Below are 17708 nucleotides of genomic sequence, written 5' to 3'. Positions count from 1 at the left end.
AGAAAAGACCCAGGCTTTTCGACCACGAAAAGCACCCGTGATGGAAATAGTGAATGAACTGGACTTGGTTTCATAAGCTCGGCTCGCCTAAATGGTTTTACGGCATCAGTGGCAAGCTGCTGCCCTGGCTGAGTGTTGCCGCCGTGTTGCTGATCGGCATCGGCGTGGTCTGGGGCCTGGCCTTTGCGCCACCGGATTACCAGCAAGGCAACAGTTTCCGCATCATCTACATCCATGTGCCGATGGCGATGCTAGCCCAGTCCTGCTACGTCATGCTGGCCGTGTGCGGTGTGGTCGGGCTGGTGTGGAAAATGAAACTGGCCGATGTCGCCCTGCAATGCGCGGCGCCCATCGGGCACTCGATCACTTTCCTGGCCCTGGTGACCGGGGCTATCTGGGGCAAGCCGACCTGGGGTTCCTGGTGGGTCTGGGATGCCCGACTAACGTCGATGCTGATCCTGCTGTTTCTGTACGCAGGTCTGATTGCGCTCAATGCCGCCATCAGCAATCGTGACAGCGCCGCCAAGGCCTGTGCGGTGCTGGCGATTGTCGGCGTGGTGAATATCCCGATCATCAAATACTCGGTGGAATGGTGGAACACCCTCCACCAGGGCGCGACCTTCACCCTGACCGAAAAGCCTGCCATGCCGGTGGAAATGTGGCTGCCGCTGCTGCTGACCTCGTTGGGTTTCTACTGTTTGTTTGGTGTGCTGCTGTTGCTGCGCATGCGCCTTGAGGTGCTCAAGCGTGAAGCCCGGACCAGTTGGGTCAAGGCCGAAGTCCAACGCAGCCTGGAGGCCGCCCGATGAGTTTTGCATCCTTCAGCGATTTTCTCGCCATGGGCCATCACGGCCTCTACGTCTGGTCGGCCTATGGCATTTGCCTGGTGGTCCTGGCTCGTGAGCTGGTGGCGCCGATCCTGGCGCGCAAGCGCTATCTGCAACAAGAGGCGCGTCGTCTGCGCCGGGAGAACGGTAAGTGAATCCGCTGCGTAAAAAGCGTCTTTTGATCATCCTGGCGATTCTGGTCGGTGTCGGCATTGCCGTTGGCCTGGCCCTCAGCGCGCTGAAGGAAAACATCAACCTGTTCTACACCCCGACCCAGATCGCCAATGGCGAAGCACCGCTGGACACGCGGATCCGCGCCGGCGGCATGGTCCAGGCCGGTTCCCTGCAGCGTTCCGCCGACTCCCTGGACGTGAAATTCGTGGTCACCGACTTCAACAAGTCGGTGACCATCACCTACCGCGGCATCCTTCCGGACCTGTTCCGCGAAGGGCAGGGCATCGTTGCCCTGGGCAAGCTCAACGCCGATGGCGTGGTGGTGGCCGATGAAGTGCTGGCCAAGCACGACGAGAAGTACATGCCGCCGGAAGTCACCAAGGCCCTGAAAGACAGCGGCCAGTCGGCACCGACACCAGCGAAAGAGGGTTAAGCCATGAGTTCCGCACTGTTCGTTCCCGAACTCGGTCACCTGGCGATGATCCTCGCCCTGTGCTTCGCCCTGGTCCAGGCCGTGGTGCCGCTGCTGGGGGCCTGGCGCGGTGATCGCCTGTGGATGAGCCTGGCCCAGCCGGCTGCCTGGGGCCAGTTCGCCTTCCTGGCGTTCGCCTTCGGCTGCCTGACCTACGCTTTCATGAGCGACGATTTCTCGGTGGCCTATGTCGCCAGCAACTCCAACAGCGCCTTGCCCTGGTACTACAAGTTCAGCGCCGTGTGGGGGGCTCACGAAGGCTCGCTGCTGCTCTGGGCACTGATCCTCGGTGGCTGGACCTTCGCCGTGTCGGTGTTCTCGCGCCAGTTGCCCCAGGTGATGCTGGCCCGGGTGCTGGCGGTGATGGGCATGATCAGCACCGGCTTCCTGCTGTTCCTGATCATGACCTCCAACCCGTTTTCGCGGATCCTGCCCCAGGTGCCGGCCGATGGTCGCGACCTCAACCCGCTGTTGCAGGACATTGGCCTGATCGTTCACCCGCCGATGCTCTACATGGGCTATGTGGGTTTTTCGGTGGCCTTCGCCTTCGCCATCGCCGCCTTGCTCGGCGGTCGCCTGGACGCCGCCTGGGCTCGCTGGTCGCGGCCCTGGACCATCGTGGCCTGGGCCTTCCTCGGCATCGGCATCACACTGGGCTCCTGGTGGGCCTACTACGAACTGGGCTGGGGTGGCTGGTGGTTCTGGGACCCGGTGGAAAACGCCTCGTTCATGCCCTGGCTGGTGGGCACGGCGCTGATCCACTCCCTGGCGGTCACCGAAAAGCGCGGGGTGTTCAAGAGCTGGACCGTGCTGCTGGCGATTGCCGCCTTCTCCCTGAGCCTGCTGGGGACTTTCCTGGTGCGTTCCGGCGTCCTGACTTCGGTGCATGCCTTTGCCTCTGACCCTGAGCGCGGCGTGTTCATCCTGATTTTCCTGCTGTTCGTGGTGGGTGGTTCGCTGACCCTGTTCGCCCTGCGCGCGCCGGTGGTCAAGAGCCAGGTGGGCTTCAACCTCTGGTCGCGGGAAACCCTGCTGCTGGGCAACAACCTGGTGCTGGTGGTGGCGGCCTCGATGATTCTCCTCGGCACCCTGTACCCGCTGGTGCTGGACGCCCTGACCGGCGCCAAGCTGTCGGTGGGCCCGCCGTACTTCAACGCGCTGTTCATTCCGCTGATGGCCCTGCTGATGGTGGTGATGGCGGTGGGCGTGCTGGTGCGCTGGAAAGACACCCCGGTGAAATGGCTGGTGGGCATGCTCGGCCCGGTACTGCTGGGCAGCGTGGCCCTGGCCGTGGTTGCGGGCATCGCCTATGGCGACTTCAACTGGGCCGTGCTGGCGACCTTCCTGCTGGCGGCCTGGGTGCTGCTGGCCGGGGCTCGCGACATCCTCGACAAGACCCGGCACAAGGGCCTGATCAAGGGCCTGCCGAGCCTGACCCGCAGCTACTGGGGCATGCAGCTGGCGCACCTGGGCATCGCGGTCTGCGCCCTGGGCGTGGTGCTGTCGAGCCAGAACAGCGCCGAGCGCGATCTGCGCCTGGCGCCGGGCGAATCCATGGAACTGGCCGGCTATCACTTCATCTTCGAGGGCGCCAAGCACTTCGAAGGGCCGAACTTCACTTCCGACAAGGGCACCGTCCGCGTGGTGCGCAACGGCAAGGAAGTGGCGGTGCTGCATCCGGAGAAGCGCCTGTATACCGTGCAGAGTTCGATGATGACCGAGGCCGGGATCGATGCCGGCTTCACCCGCGACCTGTATGTGGCCCTTGGCGAGCCCCTGGGCGATGGCGCCTGGGCGGTGCGGGTACACGTCAAGCCGTTCGTGCGCTGGATCTGGTTCGGCGGCCTGCTCACCGGTTTCGGTGGCTTGCTGGCGGCCCTGGACCGGCGCTACCGGGTCAAGGTTAAAAGCCGCGTGCGCGAAGCGCTGGGCATGACAGGAGCTACGGCATGAGACGCTGGATGATGATGCTGCCCCTGGCGGTGTTCCTGGTGGTGGCGGTGTTCCTCTATCGGGGGTTGTACCTGGACCCGGCCGAACTGCCGTCGGCGATGATCGGCAAGCCGTTCCCGGAGTTCTCCCTGCCGTCGGTGCAGGGCGACAAGACCCTGACCCGCGCCGACCTGCTGGGCAAGCCGGCGCTGGTCAACGTCTGGGGCACCTGGTGCATTTCCTGCCGGGTCGAGCACCCGGTACTGAACAAGCTGGCCGAGAAGGGCGTGGTGATCTACGGCATCAACTACAAGGACGTCAACGCCGATGCCCTGAAGTGGCTGGCCGAATTCCACAATCCCTACCTGCTGGACGTGCGTGACGAGGAGGGCTCCCTGGGGCTGAACCTGGGCGTCTACGGCGCTCCGGAAACCTTTTTCATCGACGCCAAGGGCATCATCCGCGACAAGTACGTCGGGGTGATCGACGAAGTGGTGTGGCGCGAGCAACTGGCCGCCAAGTACCAGGCCCTGGTCGACGAGGCCAAGCCATGAAGCGCTGGTTAGCCGCCGCCATCCTGGGCCTGGGCATCGCCGGCATGGCCCATGCCGCCATCGACACCTACCAGTTCGCCAACGACACCGATCGCGAACGGTTCCACGAGCTGACCAAGGAACTGCGCTGCCCCAAGTGCCAGAACCAGGACATCGCCGATTCCAACGCGCCGATTGCCGCCGACCTGCGCAAAGAGATTTTCCGCATGCTCGGCGAGGGCAAGGACAACCAGCAGATCATCGACTTCATGGTCGATCGCTACGGTGACTTCGTGCGCTACCGGCCGGCCCTGACCGGCAAGACTGCCTTGCTCTGGTTCGGCCCCGCCGGGTTGCTGCTGGGCGGGCTGGTGATCATTGTCGTGATTGTCCGGCGTCGGCGCGTGCAGCGCAGCGATAGCCCGAACACGCTTTCCGTCGAAGAGCGTCAGCGCCTCGACCAACTGCTGGATAAAAACCACCCATGATTGATTTCTGGCTTGCGGCAGGCCTGCTGCTCCTGATTGCCCTGAGTTTCCTGTTGATCCCGGTATTGCGTGAGCGTCGCGCTCAGCGTGAAGAGGATCGTACCGCGCTGAACGTGGCGCTTTATGAAGAGCGCGTGGCCGAACTGCACAGCCAGCAGCAAGAAGGCGTGCTCAGTGCCGAACAGATGGACAGCGGCCGTGCCGAAGCCGCGCGCGAACTGCTGGCCGATACCGAAGGCAGCGCTAACGTGCGCACTTCGCGCCTGGGCAAGCCGCTGCCGTTGCTGGCCGCGCTGCTGGTGCCGGTACTGGGCCTGGGCCTGTACCTGCATTTTGGTGCCAGCGACAAGGTCGAGCTGACCCGGGAGTTCGCCCAGGCGCCACAGTCCATGGAGGAAATGACCCGGCGCCTGGAGCGTGCGGTAGCGGCCCAGCCGGATTCCGCCGAAGGCCTGTACTTCCTCGGCCGAACCTACATGGCCCAGGACCGGCCGGCGGACGCGGCGAAGATCTTCGAACGCACCGTGGCCCTGGCCGGGCGCCAGCCCGAGCTGCTGGGGCAATGGGCCCAGGCGCAGTACTTTGCCGACAACAAGCAATGGTCGGACAAGGTCCAGGGCCTGACCGACGAAGCCCTGAAAGCCGACCCCAATGAAGTCACCAGCCTCGGGCTGCTGGGGATCGCCGCCTTCGAAGGCGGGCGTTTCCAGGAAGCCATCGACTACTGGAAGCGCCTGCAGGCGCAACTGCCGCCGGACGACAACTCCCGCGCCGCGTTGCAGGGCGGTATCGACCGCGCCAGCGAGAAGCTGGTGGCCAGTGGCGGCAAGGTTGCCAGCGAACCTGCGGCCAAGGCTCAGGCCAAGGGCGCGGTGCTCAAGGTCAGGGTCGACCTGGCGGCCGAGCTCAAGGCCAAGGTCCAGCCGGGCGACAGCGTGTTCATCTTCGCTCGCGCCACCCAGGGCCCACCCGCGCCGCTGGCGGCCAAGCGCCTGACCGTGGCCGACTTGCCGGCCACGGTCGAGCTGGCGGATGCCGACGCGATGATGCCGCAGTTGAAACTGTCGAACTTCCCTGAAGTCCAACTGGTTGCGCGCGTGTCCCGCGCCGGCCAGCCGACGGCCGGCGAGTGGGTCGGGCGCAGCCAGCCTCTGGCCAGCAGCACCACCGCTGCCCAGCAGCTGACCATCGACAGCCCGGATCAATAATCAGAGAAGCCGCCATGACCGCCATCGCTCGTATCACCCTGTTATCACTGGTCCTGGGGTTGAGCGCATGTACGGTCCATCGGCCGGTGCCTACCAGCTCCGAGCCGATCCCGCCGGCAGGGCCGAGCACACGCCCGGCCCCGTCCACGGCGCCGGGTACGCCCAGCGCGCCGATCCCCGCCGCCAAGCCCCTGCCACGCACCTCCGCCAGCTTCGCGCCGCCACCGGGCGGGCACAGCCATTGGGATGCGCGGTTGGGGGTCTATGTGCTGGATGACCAGAGCAACACCTTCTACCGCCAGCGCACCTATTACCGCTGGAACAATGGCTGGAGCCGCTCCATCAGCCCTGACGGGCCCTGGGAAGACACCGATATCCATGGTGTGCCTGCCGGGCTTGGTCGCCAGTTCCAGTAACCCTGTCCGATAAGCGCAGAGGCGCAGGCCAGAGCCTGCGCCCGGGCTGGATTATTTAAGCCTCGGGATGCCTGGCCGATACAGCGGGGTGTTCCCGAGTATCAGCCGTTGAGCGCCCGATGAAGAATGACCTGAACAAACCCTATTTCACGCCGATGGTGTTCTGGCTTGCGCTGATCTGTGTGCTGTTGCTGGTGTATGGCTTTGGCCCGACCGAGGTGCCGGAGCTGATCTACCTGTCGCTGGAGCCGGTGTGCCTGCTGCTGGCATTCGTCTTCATGTACTACTTCTTCTGCTGGAGCCTGATCTCGGTCTTTCGCTTGGGCGAGATCGGCTGGAAGCGCGTGGACTACGCCTGGCTGCTGCTGGCGTCCCTGGCCCTGATCAGCGCCACCCAGGCGGTGCGCGTGGACTGGTTCCAGACCGACTACCAATTGGCGCAGCAGGCCCAGGCCGGGCTGCAGCGGCGCGTGGCCACGGAGATCGAGGACATGCTGGGCGTGGAGCACTGCAAGGCGGCCATCGCTCGCTACGAGCCCCAGGATGCGGCCCAGGTCAGCAGCCTGTGCGAGCGTTTTGCAGCGCTGGAGCGCACCGCGGACGGGCGCCTTTCGGTCTTGGCAGAGGTCAAGGTGCAGCAGGCGCTGGAGGATATCCGCGGCGAATACACGGCGGCTCCCATCCGCCAATGGCTGCAGGGCTTGAGTGAAAGCATCAAGGAACTGGAGCAGCAGCGGGCCGAGGTGCGGCGCCTGTACGGGTTGGTAACGGTCAGCGCTACCGAGAGGCTCTACAGCTACTTCGTGCCCTTGCTGCTGGTGATCGCCCTGGCATTGCGCGCCTCCAAGGTCACCGGCGAAGTGCTGCTCAAGGCACCACGGCGGCGCAAGCTGTGGCTGATCATCAACCGCCGCGTGGTCATCGATGGCCTGGGTTTTGCCCGTGGCGCCCGGGCTCGGCTGGATGAAGCCCTGGGCAATTGGCGGGTAGCCCGTTGGGGTGTGGTGCACCTGGGCTGCGACTTCATCGGCGCGCCCGGCCCCCAGGACACCCCGGTCCCGGTCACCCCGGGCTTCTATGAAAGTGAATTCCAGCTGGCCAGCCTGGCCGACTTCGACAGCAGCGAGTTCGTCGAATGGGCCGCGACCCAGACCATCGACACTCTGTACCTGGTGGGGGAAACCGATGCCGGCCTGATCGGGCGCCTGCGGCTCTGGGGGGCGGCGGCCAATATCGAAGTCCTGGTGCGCGAACGCATCTGAGGCGCCCGCCCCGGTGCAGCTTGCCTGCCCGGGCAACTCCGGGCAGGGGCAAGGGCGCCGCGCCTTTTCCTCAGGCCCGGGCCGGGCGGCGGTTGTCCCGCACCAGCAGGAAACGCATCAAGGCCAGCAGCGGGAAGGCGCTGCCCACCAGCACGATGCCCAGCCAGCCGCCATGCTCGTACACCGCACTGGCAATCGAGGAGCCAAAGGCACCGCCGATGAAGATGCTGGTCATGTACAGCGCATTCAGGCGGCTGCGGCTGTGGGCGTCGAGGGCGTACACGGCGCGCTGGCCGAGCACCATGTTCATCTGCACGCAGAAATCCAGGACCACCCCGGTCACGGCCATGCCGATCACGCTGTAGGCCGGATGCACCAGGCTGGGGATGAAGCTCAGGGCCGCCAGCAGCATGGCCAGCAGTGAGGCGATGCGGGTATGGCCGGCATCTGCCAGGCGCCCGCTGATGGGCGCGGCGATGGCGCCGATGGCGCCCACCAGGGCAAAGATCGCGATCTGGCTTTGGCTCAGGCCGTGCTGGCGCGCCAGCTCCAGCGGTGCGGCGGTCCAGAACAGGCTGAAGGTGGCGAACAGGCAACCCTGGTAGAAGGCGCGCTGGCGCAGTACCGGTTGCTGGCGCAGCAAGTTGCCCAGGGAATGCAGCAGTTGGCCATAGGTGGCGCTGTGGGCCGGCTGGCGCTTGGGAATGGTGAGCATCAGAACCAGGCTGATGGCCGCCATCAGCAGCGCCGCGGCGATGAACATCGCCCGCCAGCCGAAGTGGTCGGCCACCACGCTGGACACCGGCCGGGCCAGGAGAATCCCCAGCAGCAGGCCGCCCATGATCCCACCCACCACCCGGCCCCGGGTTTCCTCGGGGGCCAGGTGCGCGGCCAGGGGAATCAGGATCTGCACCGACACCGAACTGAAGCCGATCAACAGCGACACCAGGAGAAAGGCATTGGGCTGCTGGATAAAGGCCGCGCCCAGCAGGCTGGCAATCGCCACCAGGGTGGTGCAGATCATCAGCCGGCGGTTTTCCAGCAAATCGCCCAGGGGCACCAGGAAGAACAGGCCCAGGGCGTAGCCGATCTGGGTCAGCGACACGATCAGGCTGGCCAGGGCGCTGGACAGGCCGAGATCCGGGGCAATCAGCTCGATGATCGGTTGTGCGTAGTAGATGTTGGCGACTATGGCCCCGCAGCAGAAGGCGAACAGCAGCACCATGCCTCGGGTCATTGTCGCGCTGCCGGTGGGCAGAGCCTGGGTCGTGGAATTCATTGGCGATCTCTGGGGCAAGCGCAAGGAGCGAGGTCGGCAAGACCCCGTGGCAAAGCGATGGAGCGGGCCGGGTGGCAAAGGTCAGCGATCGAATGATGAAGGCCCGTTGAGTACCGGGGCGTGTCGCTGTCGAGGGGCGATGATACATTTACTTACATCCTGTTCGATAGCATGCTCATGCTTCCCCGGGGCCTTGCAGTCGACTGGCGGGCTCTGTGCACCCATTGCCTTGAGGAATCCGTTCCATGAATCGGTCTTTGCCTGGTTTGTTGTGCAACCTTCAATGCCTGGCCCTGGCGTTCCTGCTGGGCAGCACCGCGGCCCTGGCCCAGGATGCGCCGGGCATGCGCATTGGCGTACGTGGGGAGATCACCGGGGTCGGCGGCGACGTGGTGCGGGTGCACGTCAGCAGTGGGGAGAATGTCAGCGTCGAGCTGACGCCCCAGACCCAGGTGCGTGCCGTGACCCTGGCCAATATCGAGGACATCAAGCCCGGCAGCTACATCGGCTCGGCGGCCATGCCCATGGCCGACGGCACCCTCAAGGCGCTGGAAGTGCATGTGTTTGCACCGCAGTTGGCCGGTACGGGTGATGGCCACCGGCCTTTCGACCTGGCCAAGGGCAGCAGCATGACCAACGGCAGCGTCGGCGACCTGGTGGTGAGCAACGGCCGCACCCTGACCGTCAACTACAAGGGCGGCCAGCAGAAGATCCTGGTGCCGGACGATGTGCCCATCGTCAACCTGACTCCCGGCGACCGCAGCCTGCTCAAGGTCGGGGTCAAGGTGGTGATGTTCGTTACCCAGAGCGATGACGGCAAACTCACCGCGCAGTCGATCTCCGCCGGCAAGGATGGGGTCGCGCCGCCGATGTAGGCCGCTGCTGCACGGGGTTGCCACTAGGCGGGTGGGGGCTTGCATTGCCAAATGTTGCTGCGCGCGGGTTGCAGTGGAAGTCGGCAAAGGCTTGGTTTACGGTCTCCGGTCGTTCAATGCGCCGGGAGTGCCTTATGGAAAAGTCGACGTTCAACCCAGCCAGTGTGTTCAATTCCCTGCAATACGGTTTCAGCCAGGCGGTGGAGGTGCGCGGTGGGCGGCGCCTGCTGCTTTCCGGCCAGGTGGGTGTGGATGAGCAGGAGCGCACCGTGGGCCCGGGCCTGCGCGAGCAGACCGAGCAGGCCTTCGACAATATCGCCCGGGTCCTGGCCGAGGCGGGTGGCCGGCTGGCGGATGTGGTGATGCTGCGGATCTACATCGCCGAAGCGGCCCGCAACCAGCAGGAGCACATCAGCGCAGTCTTGCTCGAACGCTTTGCCAGCCAGCCGCCGGCGTCTTCGTGGATCATCGTCAGCGGGCTGTCGCTGCCAGAGTGGCTGATCGAAGTCGAGGCGGAGGCGGTGCTGGAGGAGTGCCATCAGGCCGCCGAAGCGGCGCTGTTCACTCCGGCGCGAGCCCTCTGAGCGCCATGCCAGGGGCATAAAAAAAGCGACCCCGGAGGTCGCTTTTTTCATTCACCCGCGAGGGGTCACTTGGCGTTGGTGTAGATCTGGTCGAAGATCCCGCCGTCGTTGAAGTGGGTCTTCTGCACGCTGCGCCAGTCGCCGAAGGTCTTCTCCACCGAGAGGAAGTCGACTTTCGGGAAGCGATCGGTGTACTTGGCCAGCACTTTCGGATCCCGTGGGCGCAGGTAGTTGTTGGCGGCGATTTCCTGGCCTTCCGGCGACCACAGGTACTTGAGGTACTCCTCGGCGGCGGCGCGGGTGCCTTTCTTCTCTACCACCTTGTCCACCACCGATACCGGCGGCTCGGCTTCGGCGGACACGCTCGGGTAGATCACCTCGAACTGGTCGCGACCGAATTCGCGAGCGATCATCTCCGCTTCGTTCTCGAAGGTCACCAGCACGTCGCCGATCTGGTTGGTCATGAAGGTGGTGGTGGCGGCGCGGCCACCGGTGTCGAGCACCGGCGCCTGCTTGAACAGCTTGCCGACGAAGTCCTTGGCCTTGTTCTCATCGCCGCCGTTCTTGAGCACATAGCCCCAGGCCGAGAGGTAGGTGTAGCGGCCGTTACCCGAGGTCTTGGGGTTGGGCACTATCACCTGCACGCCGTCCTTGAGCAGGTCCGGCCAGTCCTTCAGGGCCTTGGGGTTGCCCTTGCGCACGATGAACACGGTGGCCGAGGTGAACGGCGCGCTGTTGTTCGGCAGGCGGGTCACCCAGTTGTCCGGCACCAGCTTGCCGTTGTCCGCCAGGGCGTTGATGTCGGTGGCCATGTTCATGGTGATGACATCCGCCGGCAGGCCGTCGATTACCGAGCGCGCCTGTTTGCTGGAGCCGCCGAAGGACATCTGCAGGGTGATGTTCTCGTTGTGCTCGGCTTTCCAGTGTTTCTGGAAGGCGGCGTTGTAGTCCTTGTAGAAGTCGCGCATCACGTCGTAGGAAACGTTGAGCAGGGTCGGTGCGGCCTGGGCTACGCTGCCCAGGGCCAGGCCGGCGGCCAGTAGCGAGGCGCTGAAGAGTTTTTTCACTGCACATTCCTTTTGTTCGAGAGTGAAGGCAATTTGCCGCCGACTATAGCCGGGGCGCTATATCTCTTTAAAGATTAAAAAGTACTTTGCTTATTCCAGTTTCCTGAATAGCGCATTGCCGCAGCGGGAACAGAAGGCCGCGGCGGGTTCGTGGGTGTTCTTGCGGCACACCGGGCAGTCGTGCTTGAGCTGCTCGCCGCGCATGGCGCTGGCCAGTTCCGCGGTGAAGATCCCGGTGGGCACGGCAATGATCGAGTAACCGGTGATCATCACCATGGACGAAATCATCTGGCCGATCACGGTCTTGGGCACGATATCGCCATAGCCCACGGTGGTCAGGGTAACGATGGCCCAGTAGATGCCCTTGGGGATACTGGTAAAGCCATGCTCCGGGCCTTCCACCACGTACATCAGGGTGCCGAACACCGTGACCAGGGTGCAGACGCTGAGCAGGAACACCAGGATCTTCTGCTTGCTGCCGCGCAGGGCATCGAGCAGGTAGTGAGCCTGTTTCAGGTAGGGCGACAGCTTGAGCACGCGGAAGATCCGCAGCATGCGGATGATACGAATGATCAACAGGTACTGGGCGTCGCTGTAGTACAGGGCGAGGATGCCGGGGACGATCGCCAGCAGGTCCACCAGGCCATAGAAACTGAAGGCGTAGCGCAGGGGTTTGGGGGAGCAATACAGGCGCAGTCCGTACTCGATGGCGAAGATCAGGGTGAAGCCCCATTCGATGTAGGCCAGGACGTCGGCGTAGTTGCTGTGCACCTCATCGATGCTGTCGAGAATCACGATCACCAGGCTGGCGAGGATGATCAGCAGCAGGGTGCTGTCAAAGCGCCTCCCCGCCACCGTATCGGTCTGGAAGATCATTACGTAGAGGCGCTGCCGCCAGTTGTCGCTGTTGCCCATGGAAATCGCCTGAATCGAAAGTCAGCGAAGCCTAGGGGGATTTGCCGGGGGAGCGCAAGGCGCGTCGCCCCGCACGTTGCGGCCCAGCACCCGGTCGACGGTGTGCACCAGCCAGCAGGCCAGGACAAAGGGTGCGGTCAGGGGCGCAAGACCCAGGGCGACCAGCCCCGGGCTGATCAGCAGTGCCAGCAGCATCCCCAGTAGCGGCCGCCAGGGGTGCCGGGCCTGCTGGCCCAGGGCCAGGGCGACCAGGGCGCAGTTGTAGCCGCCCAGGCCCTGCAGGGCCTGGGCATGCTCTTGCTGCAGCAGGGCAAAGAGCAGGCCGCAGGCGGAGCCGAACAGGGCCCAGGCTGCCGCGCGGCGGCTGGCCAGCAGCAGGCCGAGCAGAATCAGCAGGCCGGCCAGGGGCTGGCCGAGGAACATGATCTGCCCCAGGCCCTGGAACAGCCCACCCAGCAGGTTCGCCAAGGACAGCCCGGGCACGCCCTGGGTGGCCGCGGGCAGCGGCTCGATCAGGCTCAGCAGCAGCCAGCCGAGGCCGACGAAGGGCGCGGTGTAGGCCGGCAGGCTGGCGGGATTGCGGGCACGTTTGAGCCATTGCTGGGTAATGATCGCGCTGAGGCCACCGGCGGCGATGATCAGCGGCGGCAGCAATACCGACCAGGGCAGGTACAGGCCCAGCAGCAGGCCCAGCAGTACGCCGTTGTAGCTGAACAGTCCGGCCTGGCGGTCGGCCTTGGCGTACCCCCGGCGTTGCGCGGTCAGCAGCCCGGCCAGGGCTCCCAGCAGGGCAGCGCCGAGCAGTGCCGGGGCACTGACCAGGATCGCCAGCAGGCACAGCAGGCCGCACAGCGGATGGCGCTGGAGAAAGATCTGACTGAAGCCGTTAAGCAGGGCAGTGGCCCAGTCGGGGCAGAAGGCATTGAAAGACTGTGAAGGCATGATGCAAATCAGTGGGGCGGCCCCTGGGCGAGGGTTGCGCTTGCCCGCCCAGGCCTCCTCTGCGGGAGGCTCTGGCCGGTCAGCGGCGCCATGGGCTGCGGGTCAGAGAAGGGTTTCGACACGCAACGAATTGGTGGTGCCCGGCTGGCCGAACGGCACACCGGTGGTGATCACCACGGTGTCGCCGCGCTTGGCCAGGCCCTGGGCCTGGGCGATTTCCAGGGCCGTGGCACACACCTCGTCGACCTGGCGCAGCCGGTCGTTGACCACCGAGTGCACGCCCCAGGCCACTGTCAGGCGGCGAGCAGTGGCAAGGTTCGGCGTCAGGTTGAGGATCGGCACCGAAGGCCGCTCGCGGGCGGCGCGCAGGGTCGAACTGCCGGATTCGCTGTAGTTCACCAGCACCGCCACCGGCAGGATGCTGCACACCCGGCGGATCGCGCAGCTGATGGCGTCCGAGACCGTGGCCTCGGCCTGGGGCCGGCTGACGTCCAGTTGGGTCTGGTAGTCCGGGCCGGTTTCCACCTGGCGGATGATCTTGCTCATCATCTGCACGGCCTCCAGCGGGTATTCGCCGGAAGCGGTTTCCGCCGACAGCATCACGGCGTCCGCACCCTCGGCCACAGCGTTGGCGACGTCGGTGACCTCGGCCCGGGTCGGCGCAGGGGAGAAACGCATGGATTCGAGCATTTGGGTGGCCACCACCACCGGCTTGCCCAACTGGCGGCAGGTGCTGATGATGTTTTTCTGGATCTGCGGCACGCTTTCTGCCGGTACTTCCACCCCCAGGTCGCCCCTGGCCACCATGATCGCATCGCTCAGCTCGGCGATTTCCCGCAGTTGGGTGACGGCCGAAGGCTTCTCGATCTTGGCCATCAGGTAAGCCTTGTCGCCGATCAGCGCACGGGCTTCACGGATGTCTTCCGGGCGCTGCACGAAGGACAGGGCCACCCAGTCCACCCCCAGTTCCAGGCCGAAGCTCAGGTCGCGACGGTCCTTGGCCGTCAGCGGGCTGAGGTCGAGTACCGCCTGGGGCACGTTGACGCCCTTGCGGTCCGACAGCTCACCGCCATTGAGCACGGTGGTCTCGATGGCATCGGCGTGCTTGGCGATCACCCGCAGGCGCAGCTTGCCGTCGTCCAGCAGCAGGTCCATGCCCGGCTCCAGGGCGGCGATGATCTCCGGGTGCGGCAGGCTGACCCGCTGGGCGTTGCCCGGGGTCGCGTCGAGGTCCAGGCGCAGGGCCTGGCCGCGCACCAGTTGCACCTTGCCCTCGGCGAAGGTGCCGACCCGCAGCTTCGGCCCTTGCAGGTCCATGAGGATGCCGAGGGGGTAGTTCAGTTCGCGCTCTACCTGGCGGATCCACTCGTAGCGCTGGGCGTGGTCGGCATGGGCGCCGTGGCTGAAATTGAGCCGGAAGATGTTCACCCCGGCTTGCACCAGCTCACGGATGTCCTCGATGCCGTCGATGGCCGGGCCCAGGGTGGCGAGGATTTTGACCTTCTTGTCAGGCGTCATGTTTGGGGTTCTCGAGAATCAGGATGGCGCGGAAGTCGTTGACGTTGGTGCGGGTCGGCTCGGTGACGATCAGGTCCCCCAGCGCCGCGAAGTAGCCATAGCCGTTGTTGTTGTCCAGCTCGTCGCTGGCGCTCAGGCCCAGGGCCGCGGCGCGGGCGTAGCTGTCCGGGGTCATGATGGCCCCGGCATTGTCCTCGGAACCGTCGATGCCGTCAGTGTCGCCGGCCAGGGCATAGATGCCCGGGTAGCCCTTGAGGCTGTCGGTGAGGCTCAGGAGGAACTCCGCGTTGCGCCCGCCACGGCCATTGCCGCGCACGGTGACGGTGGTTTCACCGCCGGAGAGGATCACGCAGGGCGCCGCCAGGGGCTGGCCGTGCAGGGCGACCTGGCGGGCGATGCCGGCGTGGACCTTGGCCACCTCCCGGGATTCTCCCTCCAGGTCGCCGAGGATCAGTGGGCTGAAGCCGGCCTGGCGAGCCTTCACGGCCGCCGCCTCAAGGGACTGTTGGGGCCGGGCGATCAGTTGGAAGTGGCTGCGCGCCAGGCACGGGTCACCGGGCTTGACGGTTTCCGACTCTGGGCTCTGCAGCCAGCTGCGGACCGCGGCCGGTACGTCGATGCCATAGCGCTTGAGAATCGCCAGGGCCTCGGCCGAGGTGCTGGGGTCGGCCACGGTGGGGCCGGAGGCGATGACCGTGGCCAGGTCGCCGGGTACATCGGAAATCGCATAGGTGTAGACCGTGGCCGGCCAGCAGGCCTTGGCCAGGCGTCCACCCTTGATCGCCGAGAGGTGCTTGCGCACGCAGTTCATCTCGCCGATGGTGGCGCCGGATTTGAGCAGGGCCTTGTTGATGGCCTGCTTGTCCGCCAGGGTGATGCCGGCGGCTGGCAGGGCCAGCAGCGCCGAACCGCCACCGGACAGCAGGAAGATCACCCGATCCTGTTCCGACAGGTTGCTGACCAGTTCCAGCACGCGCTTGGCCACGGCCAGGCCGGCGGCGTCGGGCACCGGGTGGGCGGCTTCGACCACTTCGATCTTGGTGCAGGGGGCGCCGTGGCCGTAGCGGGTGACCACCAGCCCGGAGACTTCGCCCTGCCAGCTGCGCTCGACCACCTGGGCCATGGCCGCGGCGGCCTTGCCGGCGCCGATGACGATGACGCGGCCGCTGCGGTCGCTGGGGAGATGGGCTTGCAGAACCTGTTGCGGGTGGGCGGCGTCGATGGCTGTGGCGAACAGCTCACGGAGGAATTTTTGCGGATCGACCGACATGGCGGGCTCCCGGATTTCTTGTTATGGGGGGCTTGAAACGGGTGTAGCCGCCACCTCAGGTGGCGGCAAGGTCAGCAGGGCCTGTCCCTGGCCCGCCGTGAGGCGTTTCCTGCGAACCTTGGCGCAGCCTGCGGGGCGGCTACGGATGCTGCTTATTTCTTCTCGCGGATCGAGAAGTTGGCCATGTGTTCCAGGCCCTTGATCAGGGCCGAGTGGTCCCAGTTGGCGCCACCGATGGCGGTGCAGGTGCTGAACACTTGCTGGGTGTTGGCGGTGTTGGGCAGGTTGATGCCCAGCTCGCGGGCACCGCTCAGGGCCAGGTTCAGGTCCTTCTGGTGCAGGTTGATGCGGAAGCCCGGGTCGAAGGTGCCCTTGATCATCCGCTCGCCGTGCACTTCGAGGATCTTCGAGGAAGCGAAGCCACCCATCAGTGCTTCACGCACCTTGGCCGGGTCGGCGCCGTTCTTCGAGGCGAACAGCAGGGCTTCGGCCACGGCCTGGATGTTCAGGGCGACGATGATCTGGTTGGCCACCTTGGCAGTCTGGCCGTCACCGTTGCCACCCACCAGGGTGATGTTCTTGCCCATGCTCTGGAACAGCGGCAGGGCACGTTCGAAGGCCTGGCTGTCGCCACCGACCATGATGCTCAGGGTGGCGGCCTTGGCCCCGACTTCACCGCCGGACACCGGGGCGTCCAGGTACTGGGCGCCGGTTTCGTTGATCTTGGCGGCGAAGGCCTTGGTAGCGGTGGGCGAGATCGAGCTCATGTCGATGACGATCTTGCCCTTGCCGATTCCGGCGGCCACGCCGTCGGCGCGCAGCAGCACGTCTTCGACCTGGGGGGTATCGGGGACCATGATGATGACGAACTCGGCTTCCTGGGCGACGTCCCGGGGCGAGGCCAGGGCGATGGCGCCGGCGGCGATCAGGTCGGCCGGAGCCTTGCCGTGGTGTTCCGAGAGCAGCAGGCTGTGACCGGCCTTCTGCAGGTTGGCGGCCATTGGGTGGCCCATGATGCCGGTGCCGATAAATCCGATTTTAGCCATGATAAAAATCCTCTATTCAACGGGACCTTGTGGGCGCTGGCTGGCCAGCGAAGGCGGTCTTGCGGGCCTCTTCGCCGGCAAGCCGGCTCCTACGCAGGTACAGGTTCAGATTGCGTTGTGGGTTTTCAGCCAGCCAAGGCCGGCTTCAGTGGTGGTCAGCGGCTTGTACTCGCAACCGACCCAGCCCTGGTAGCCGATGCGGTCCAGGTGCTCGAAGAGGAAGCGGTAGTTGATCTCGCCGGTGCCCGGCTCGTTGCGCCCGGGGTTGTCCGCCAGCTGGATGTGGTTGATTTGGCCCAGGTGGTTGGCCATGGTCCGCGCCAGGTCTCCCTCCATGATCTGCATGTGGTAGATGTCGTACTGCAGGTACAGGTTGTCGCTGCCCACCTGCTCGCGAATCGACAGCGCCTGGGCGGTATTGTTGAGGTAGAAGCCGGGAATGTCGCGGGTGTTGATGGCTTCCATCACCAGCTTGATGCCCACGGCCTGGAGCTTGTCGGCGGCGTACTTGAGGTTGGCGACCAAGGTCTTTTCCACCAGGGCTTCATCGGCGCCCTGTGGGCGGATGCCTGCCAGGCAGTTGATCTGGGTATTGCCCAGGACCTGGGCGTAGGCAATGGCCAGGTCGACCCCGGCGCGGAACTCCTCGACCCGGTCGGGCAGGCAGGCGATACCGCGTTCACCCTTGGCCCAGTCGCCGGCCGGCAGGTTGAACAGCACCTGGCTCAGGCCGTGGGCGTCAAGCTGCGCCTTGATTTCGGCAGAGCTGAATTCGTACGGGAACAGATATTCGACGCCGCTGAAGCCGGCATCGGCGGCCGCCTTGAAGCGGGCGAGGAAGTCCTGTTCGGTGAACAGCATGGACAGGTTGGCAGCAAAGCGCGGCATGGTGGTCTCCTG

The 17708-nt window shown here is 65.3% G+C and carries 19 protein-coding genes; 11 read left to right on the top strand and 8 right to left on the bottom strand.

Annotated elements, in window-relative coordinates:
- The first annotated feature begins 53 nt into the window (after positions 1-53).
- From BLS75_RS20495 to BLS75_RS20455, 9 genes are all read left to right on the top strand, one after another.
- Entirely contained in the window at positions 54-809 is a 756-nt protein-coding gene (locus BLS75_RS20495; protein WP_072451667.1) for a heme ABC transporter permease, read from the top strand.
- The gene (gene ccmD, locus BLS75_RS20490) at positions 806-982 is read left to right on the top strand and encodes a heme exporter protein CcmD (RefSeq protein WP_011060018.1); all 177 of its coding nucleotides are present in this window, start codon (positions 806-808) and stop codon (positions 980-982) included. Before BLS75_RS20495 ends, ccmD begins: the two co-directional genes overlap by 4 nt.
- Positions 979-1434, top strand: coding sequence for a cytochrome c maturation protein CcmE (gene ccmE, locus BLS75_RS20485; protein ID WP_011060019.1), 456 nt, complete (start codon positions 979-981; stop codon positions 1432-1434). The genes ccmD and ccmE overlap by 4 nt, the downstream gene beginning before the upstream one ends.
- A gap of 3 nt (positions 1435-1437) precedes the next feature.
- On the top strand, positions 1438-3426 hold the full coding sequence (locus tag BLS75_RS20480; protein WP_072451666.1) for a heme lyase CcmF/NrfE family subunit: 1989 nt from the start codon (positions 1438-1440) through the stop codon (positions 3424-3426).
- Positions 3423-3959, top strand: coding sequence for a DsbE family thiol:disulfide interchange protein (locus tag BLS75_RS20475; protein WP_011060021.1), 537 nt, complete (start codon positions 3423-3425; stop codon positions 3957-3959). The genes BLS75_RS20480 and BLS75_RS20475 overlap by 4 nt, the downstream gene beginning before the upstream one ends.
- The gene (locus BLS75_RS20470; RefSeq protein ID WP_011060022.1) at positions 3956-4426 is read left to right on the top strand and encodes a cytochrome c-type biogenesis protein; all 471 of its coding nucleotides are present in this window, start codon (positions 3956-3958) and stop codon (positions 4424-4426) included. Before BLS75_RS20475 ends, BLS75_RS20470 begins: the two co-directional genes overlap by 4 nt.
- Complete coding sequence (gene ccmI, locus BLS75_RS20465) at positions 4423-5634, top strand: c-type cytochrome biogenesis protein CcmI (RefSeq protein WP_015634649.1); 1212 nt, start codon at positions 4423-4425, stop codon at positions 5632-5634. The genes BLS75_RS20470 and ccmI overlap by 4 nt, the downstream gene beginning before the upstream one ends.
- A 14-nt stretch (positions 5635-5648) precedes the next feature.
- Positions 5649-6050, top strand: a complete 402-nt coding sequence (locus tag BLS75_RS20460) for a hypothetical protein (RefSeq protein WP_011060023.1) — start codon at positions 5649-5651, stop codon at positions 6048-6050.
- Between the two features lie 119 nt (positions 6051-6169).
- Complete coding sequence (locus BLS75_RS20455) at positions 6170-7312, top strand: alpha/beta hydrolase family protein (protein WP_072451665.1); 1143 nt, start codon at positions 6170-6172, stop codon at positions 7310-7312.
- 70 nt (positions 7313-7382) lie between these two features.
- On the opposite strand, the gene BLS75_RS20450 is transcribed toward BLS75_RS20455, so the two are convergent.
- Complete coding sequence (locus BLS75_RS20450) at positions 7383-8591, bottom strand: MFS transporter (protein WP_041116710.1); 1209 nt, start codon at positions 8589-8591, stop codon at positions 7383-7385.
- Positions 8592-8836: 245 nt separating this feature from the next.
- Between BLS75_RS20450 and BLS75_RS20445 the strand changes: the two genes are divergently transcribed.
- Both BLS75_RS20445 and BLS75_RS20440 read left to right on the top strand, forming a co-directional pair.
- Positions 8837-9466 carry a hypothetical protein gene (locus BLS75_RS20445; protein ID WP_072451664.1) on the top strand — a complete coding sequence of 210 codons (630 nt, stop codon included), beginning with the start codon at positions 8837-8839 and terminating at the stop codon, positions 9464-9466.
- 134 nt (positions 9467-9600) lie between these two features.
- Positions 9601-10050 (top strand): RidA family protein, encoded by a 450-nt coding sequence (locus tag BLS75_RS20440; protein ID WP_072451663.1) that lies wholly within the window; start codon positions 9601-9603, stop codon positions 10048-10050.
- 65 nt (positions 10051-10115) lie between these two features.
- Here BLS75_RS20440 and BLS75_RS20435 read toward each other — a convergent pair whose 3' ends face one another.
- The 7 genes from BLS75_RS20435 to hyi all read right to left on the bottom strand — a co-directional run bounded on the left by BLS75_RS20435 (position 10116) and on the right by hyi (position 17696).
- Positions 10116-11117 carry a sulfate ABC transporter substrate-binding protein gene (locus tag BLS75_RS20435; protein WP_011060028.1) on the bottom strand — a complete coding sequence of 334 codons (1002 nt, stop codon included), beginning with the start codon at positions 11115-11117 and terminating at the stop codon, positions 10116-10118.
- Between the two features lie 90 nt (positions 11118-11207).
- Positions 11208-12032 carry an ion transporter gene (locus tag BLS75_RS20430; protein WP_011060029.1) on the bottom strand — a complete coding sequence of 275 codons (825 nt, stop codon included), beginning with the start codon at positions 12030-12032 and terminating at the stop codon, positions 11208-11210.
- A gap of 21 nt (positions 12033-12053) precedes the next feature.
- A complete protein-coding gene (locus BLS75_RS20425) occupies positions 12054-12974 on the bottom strand; it encodes an urea transporter (protein WP_015634656.1) in 921 nt (306 codons plus the stop codon).
- 102 nt (positions 12975-13076) lie between these two features.
- Positions 13077-14492, bottom strand: a complete 1416-nt coding sequence (gene pyk, locus BLS75_RS20420) for a pyruvate kinase (RefSeq protein ID WP_015634657.1) — start codon at positions 14490-14492, stop codon at positions 13077-13079.
- Complete coding sequence (locus BLS75_RS20415) at positions 14482-15762, bottom strand: glycerate kinase type-2 family protein (protein WP_011060032.1); 1281 nt, start codon at positions 15760-15762, stop codon at positions 14482-14484. The genes pyk and BLS75_RS20415 overlap by 11 nt, the downstream gene beginning before the upstream one ends.
- A gap of 152 nt (positions 15763-15914) precedes the next feature.
- The gene (locus BLS75_RS20410; RefSeq protein WP_011060033.1) at positions 15915-16808 is read right to left on the bottom strand and encodes a 2-hydroxy-3-oxopropionate reductase; all 894 of its coding nucleotides are present in this window, start codon (positions 16806-16808) and stop codon (positions 15915-15917) included.
- 105 nt (positions 16809-16913) lie between these two features.
- Entirely contained in the window at positions 16914-17696 is a 783-nt protein-coding gene (hyi, locus tag BLS75_RS20405) for a hydroxypyruvate isomerase (RefSeq protein ID WP_011060034.1), read from the bottom strand.
- Between the last annotated feature and the right edge of the window lie 12 nt (positions 17697-17708).

It is taken from the genome of Pseudomonas sp. NFPP12 (assembly GCF_900103205.1).
Lineage (GTDB): Bacteria > Pseudomonadota > Gammaproteobacteria > Pseudomonadales > Pseudomonadaceae > Aquipseudomonas > Aquipseudomonas protegens.
The sequence above is the reverse complement of the archived record's forward strand: the minus strand, read 5'-3'. Positions and strand labels throughout refer to the sequence as shown.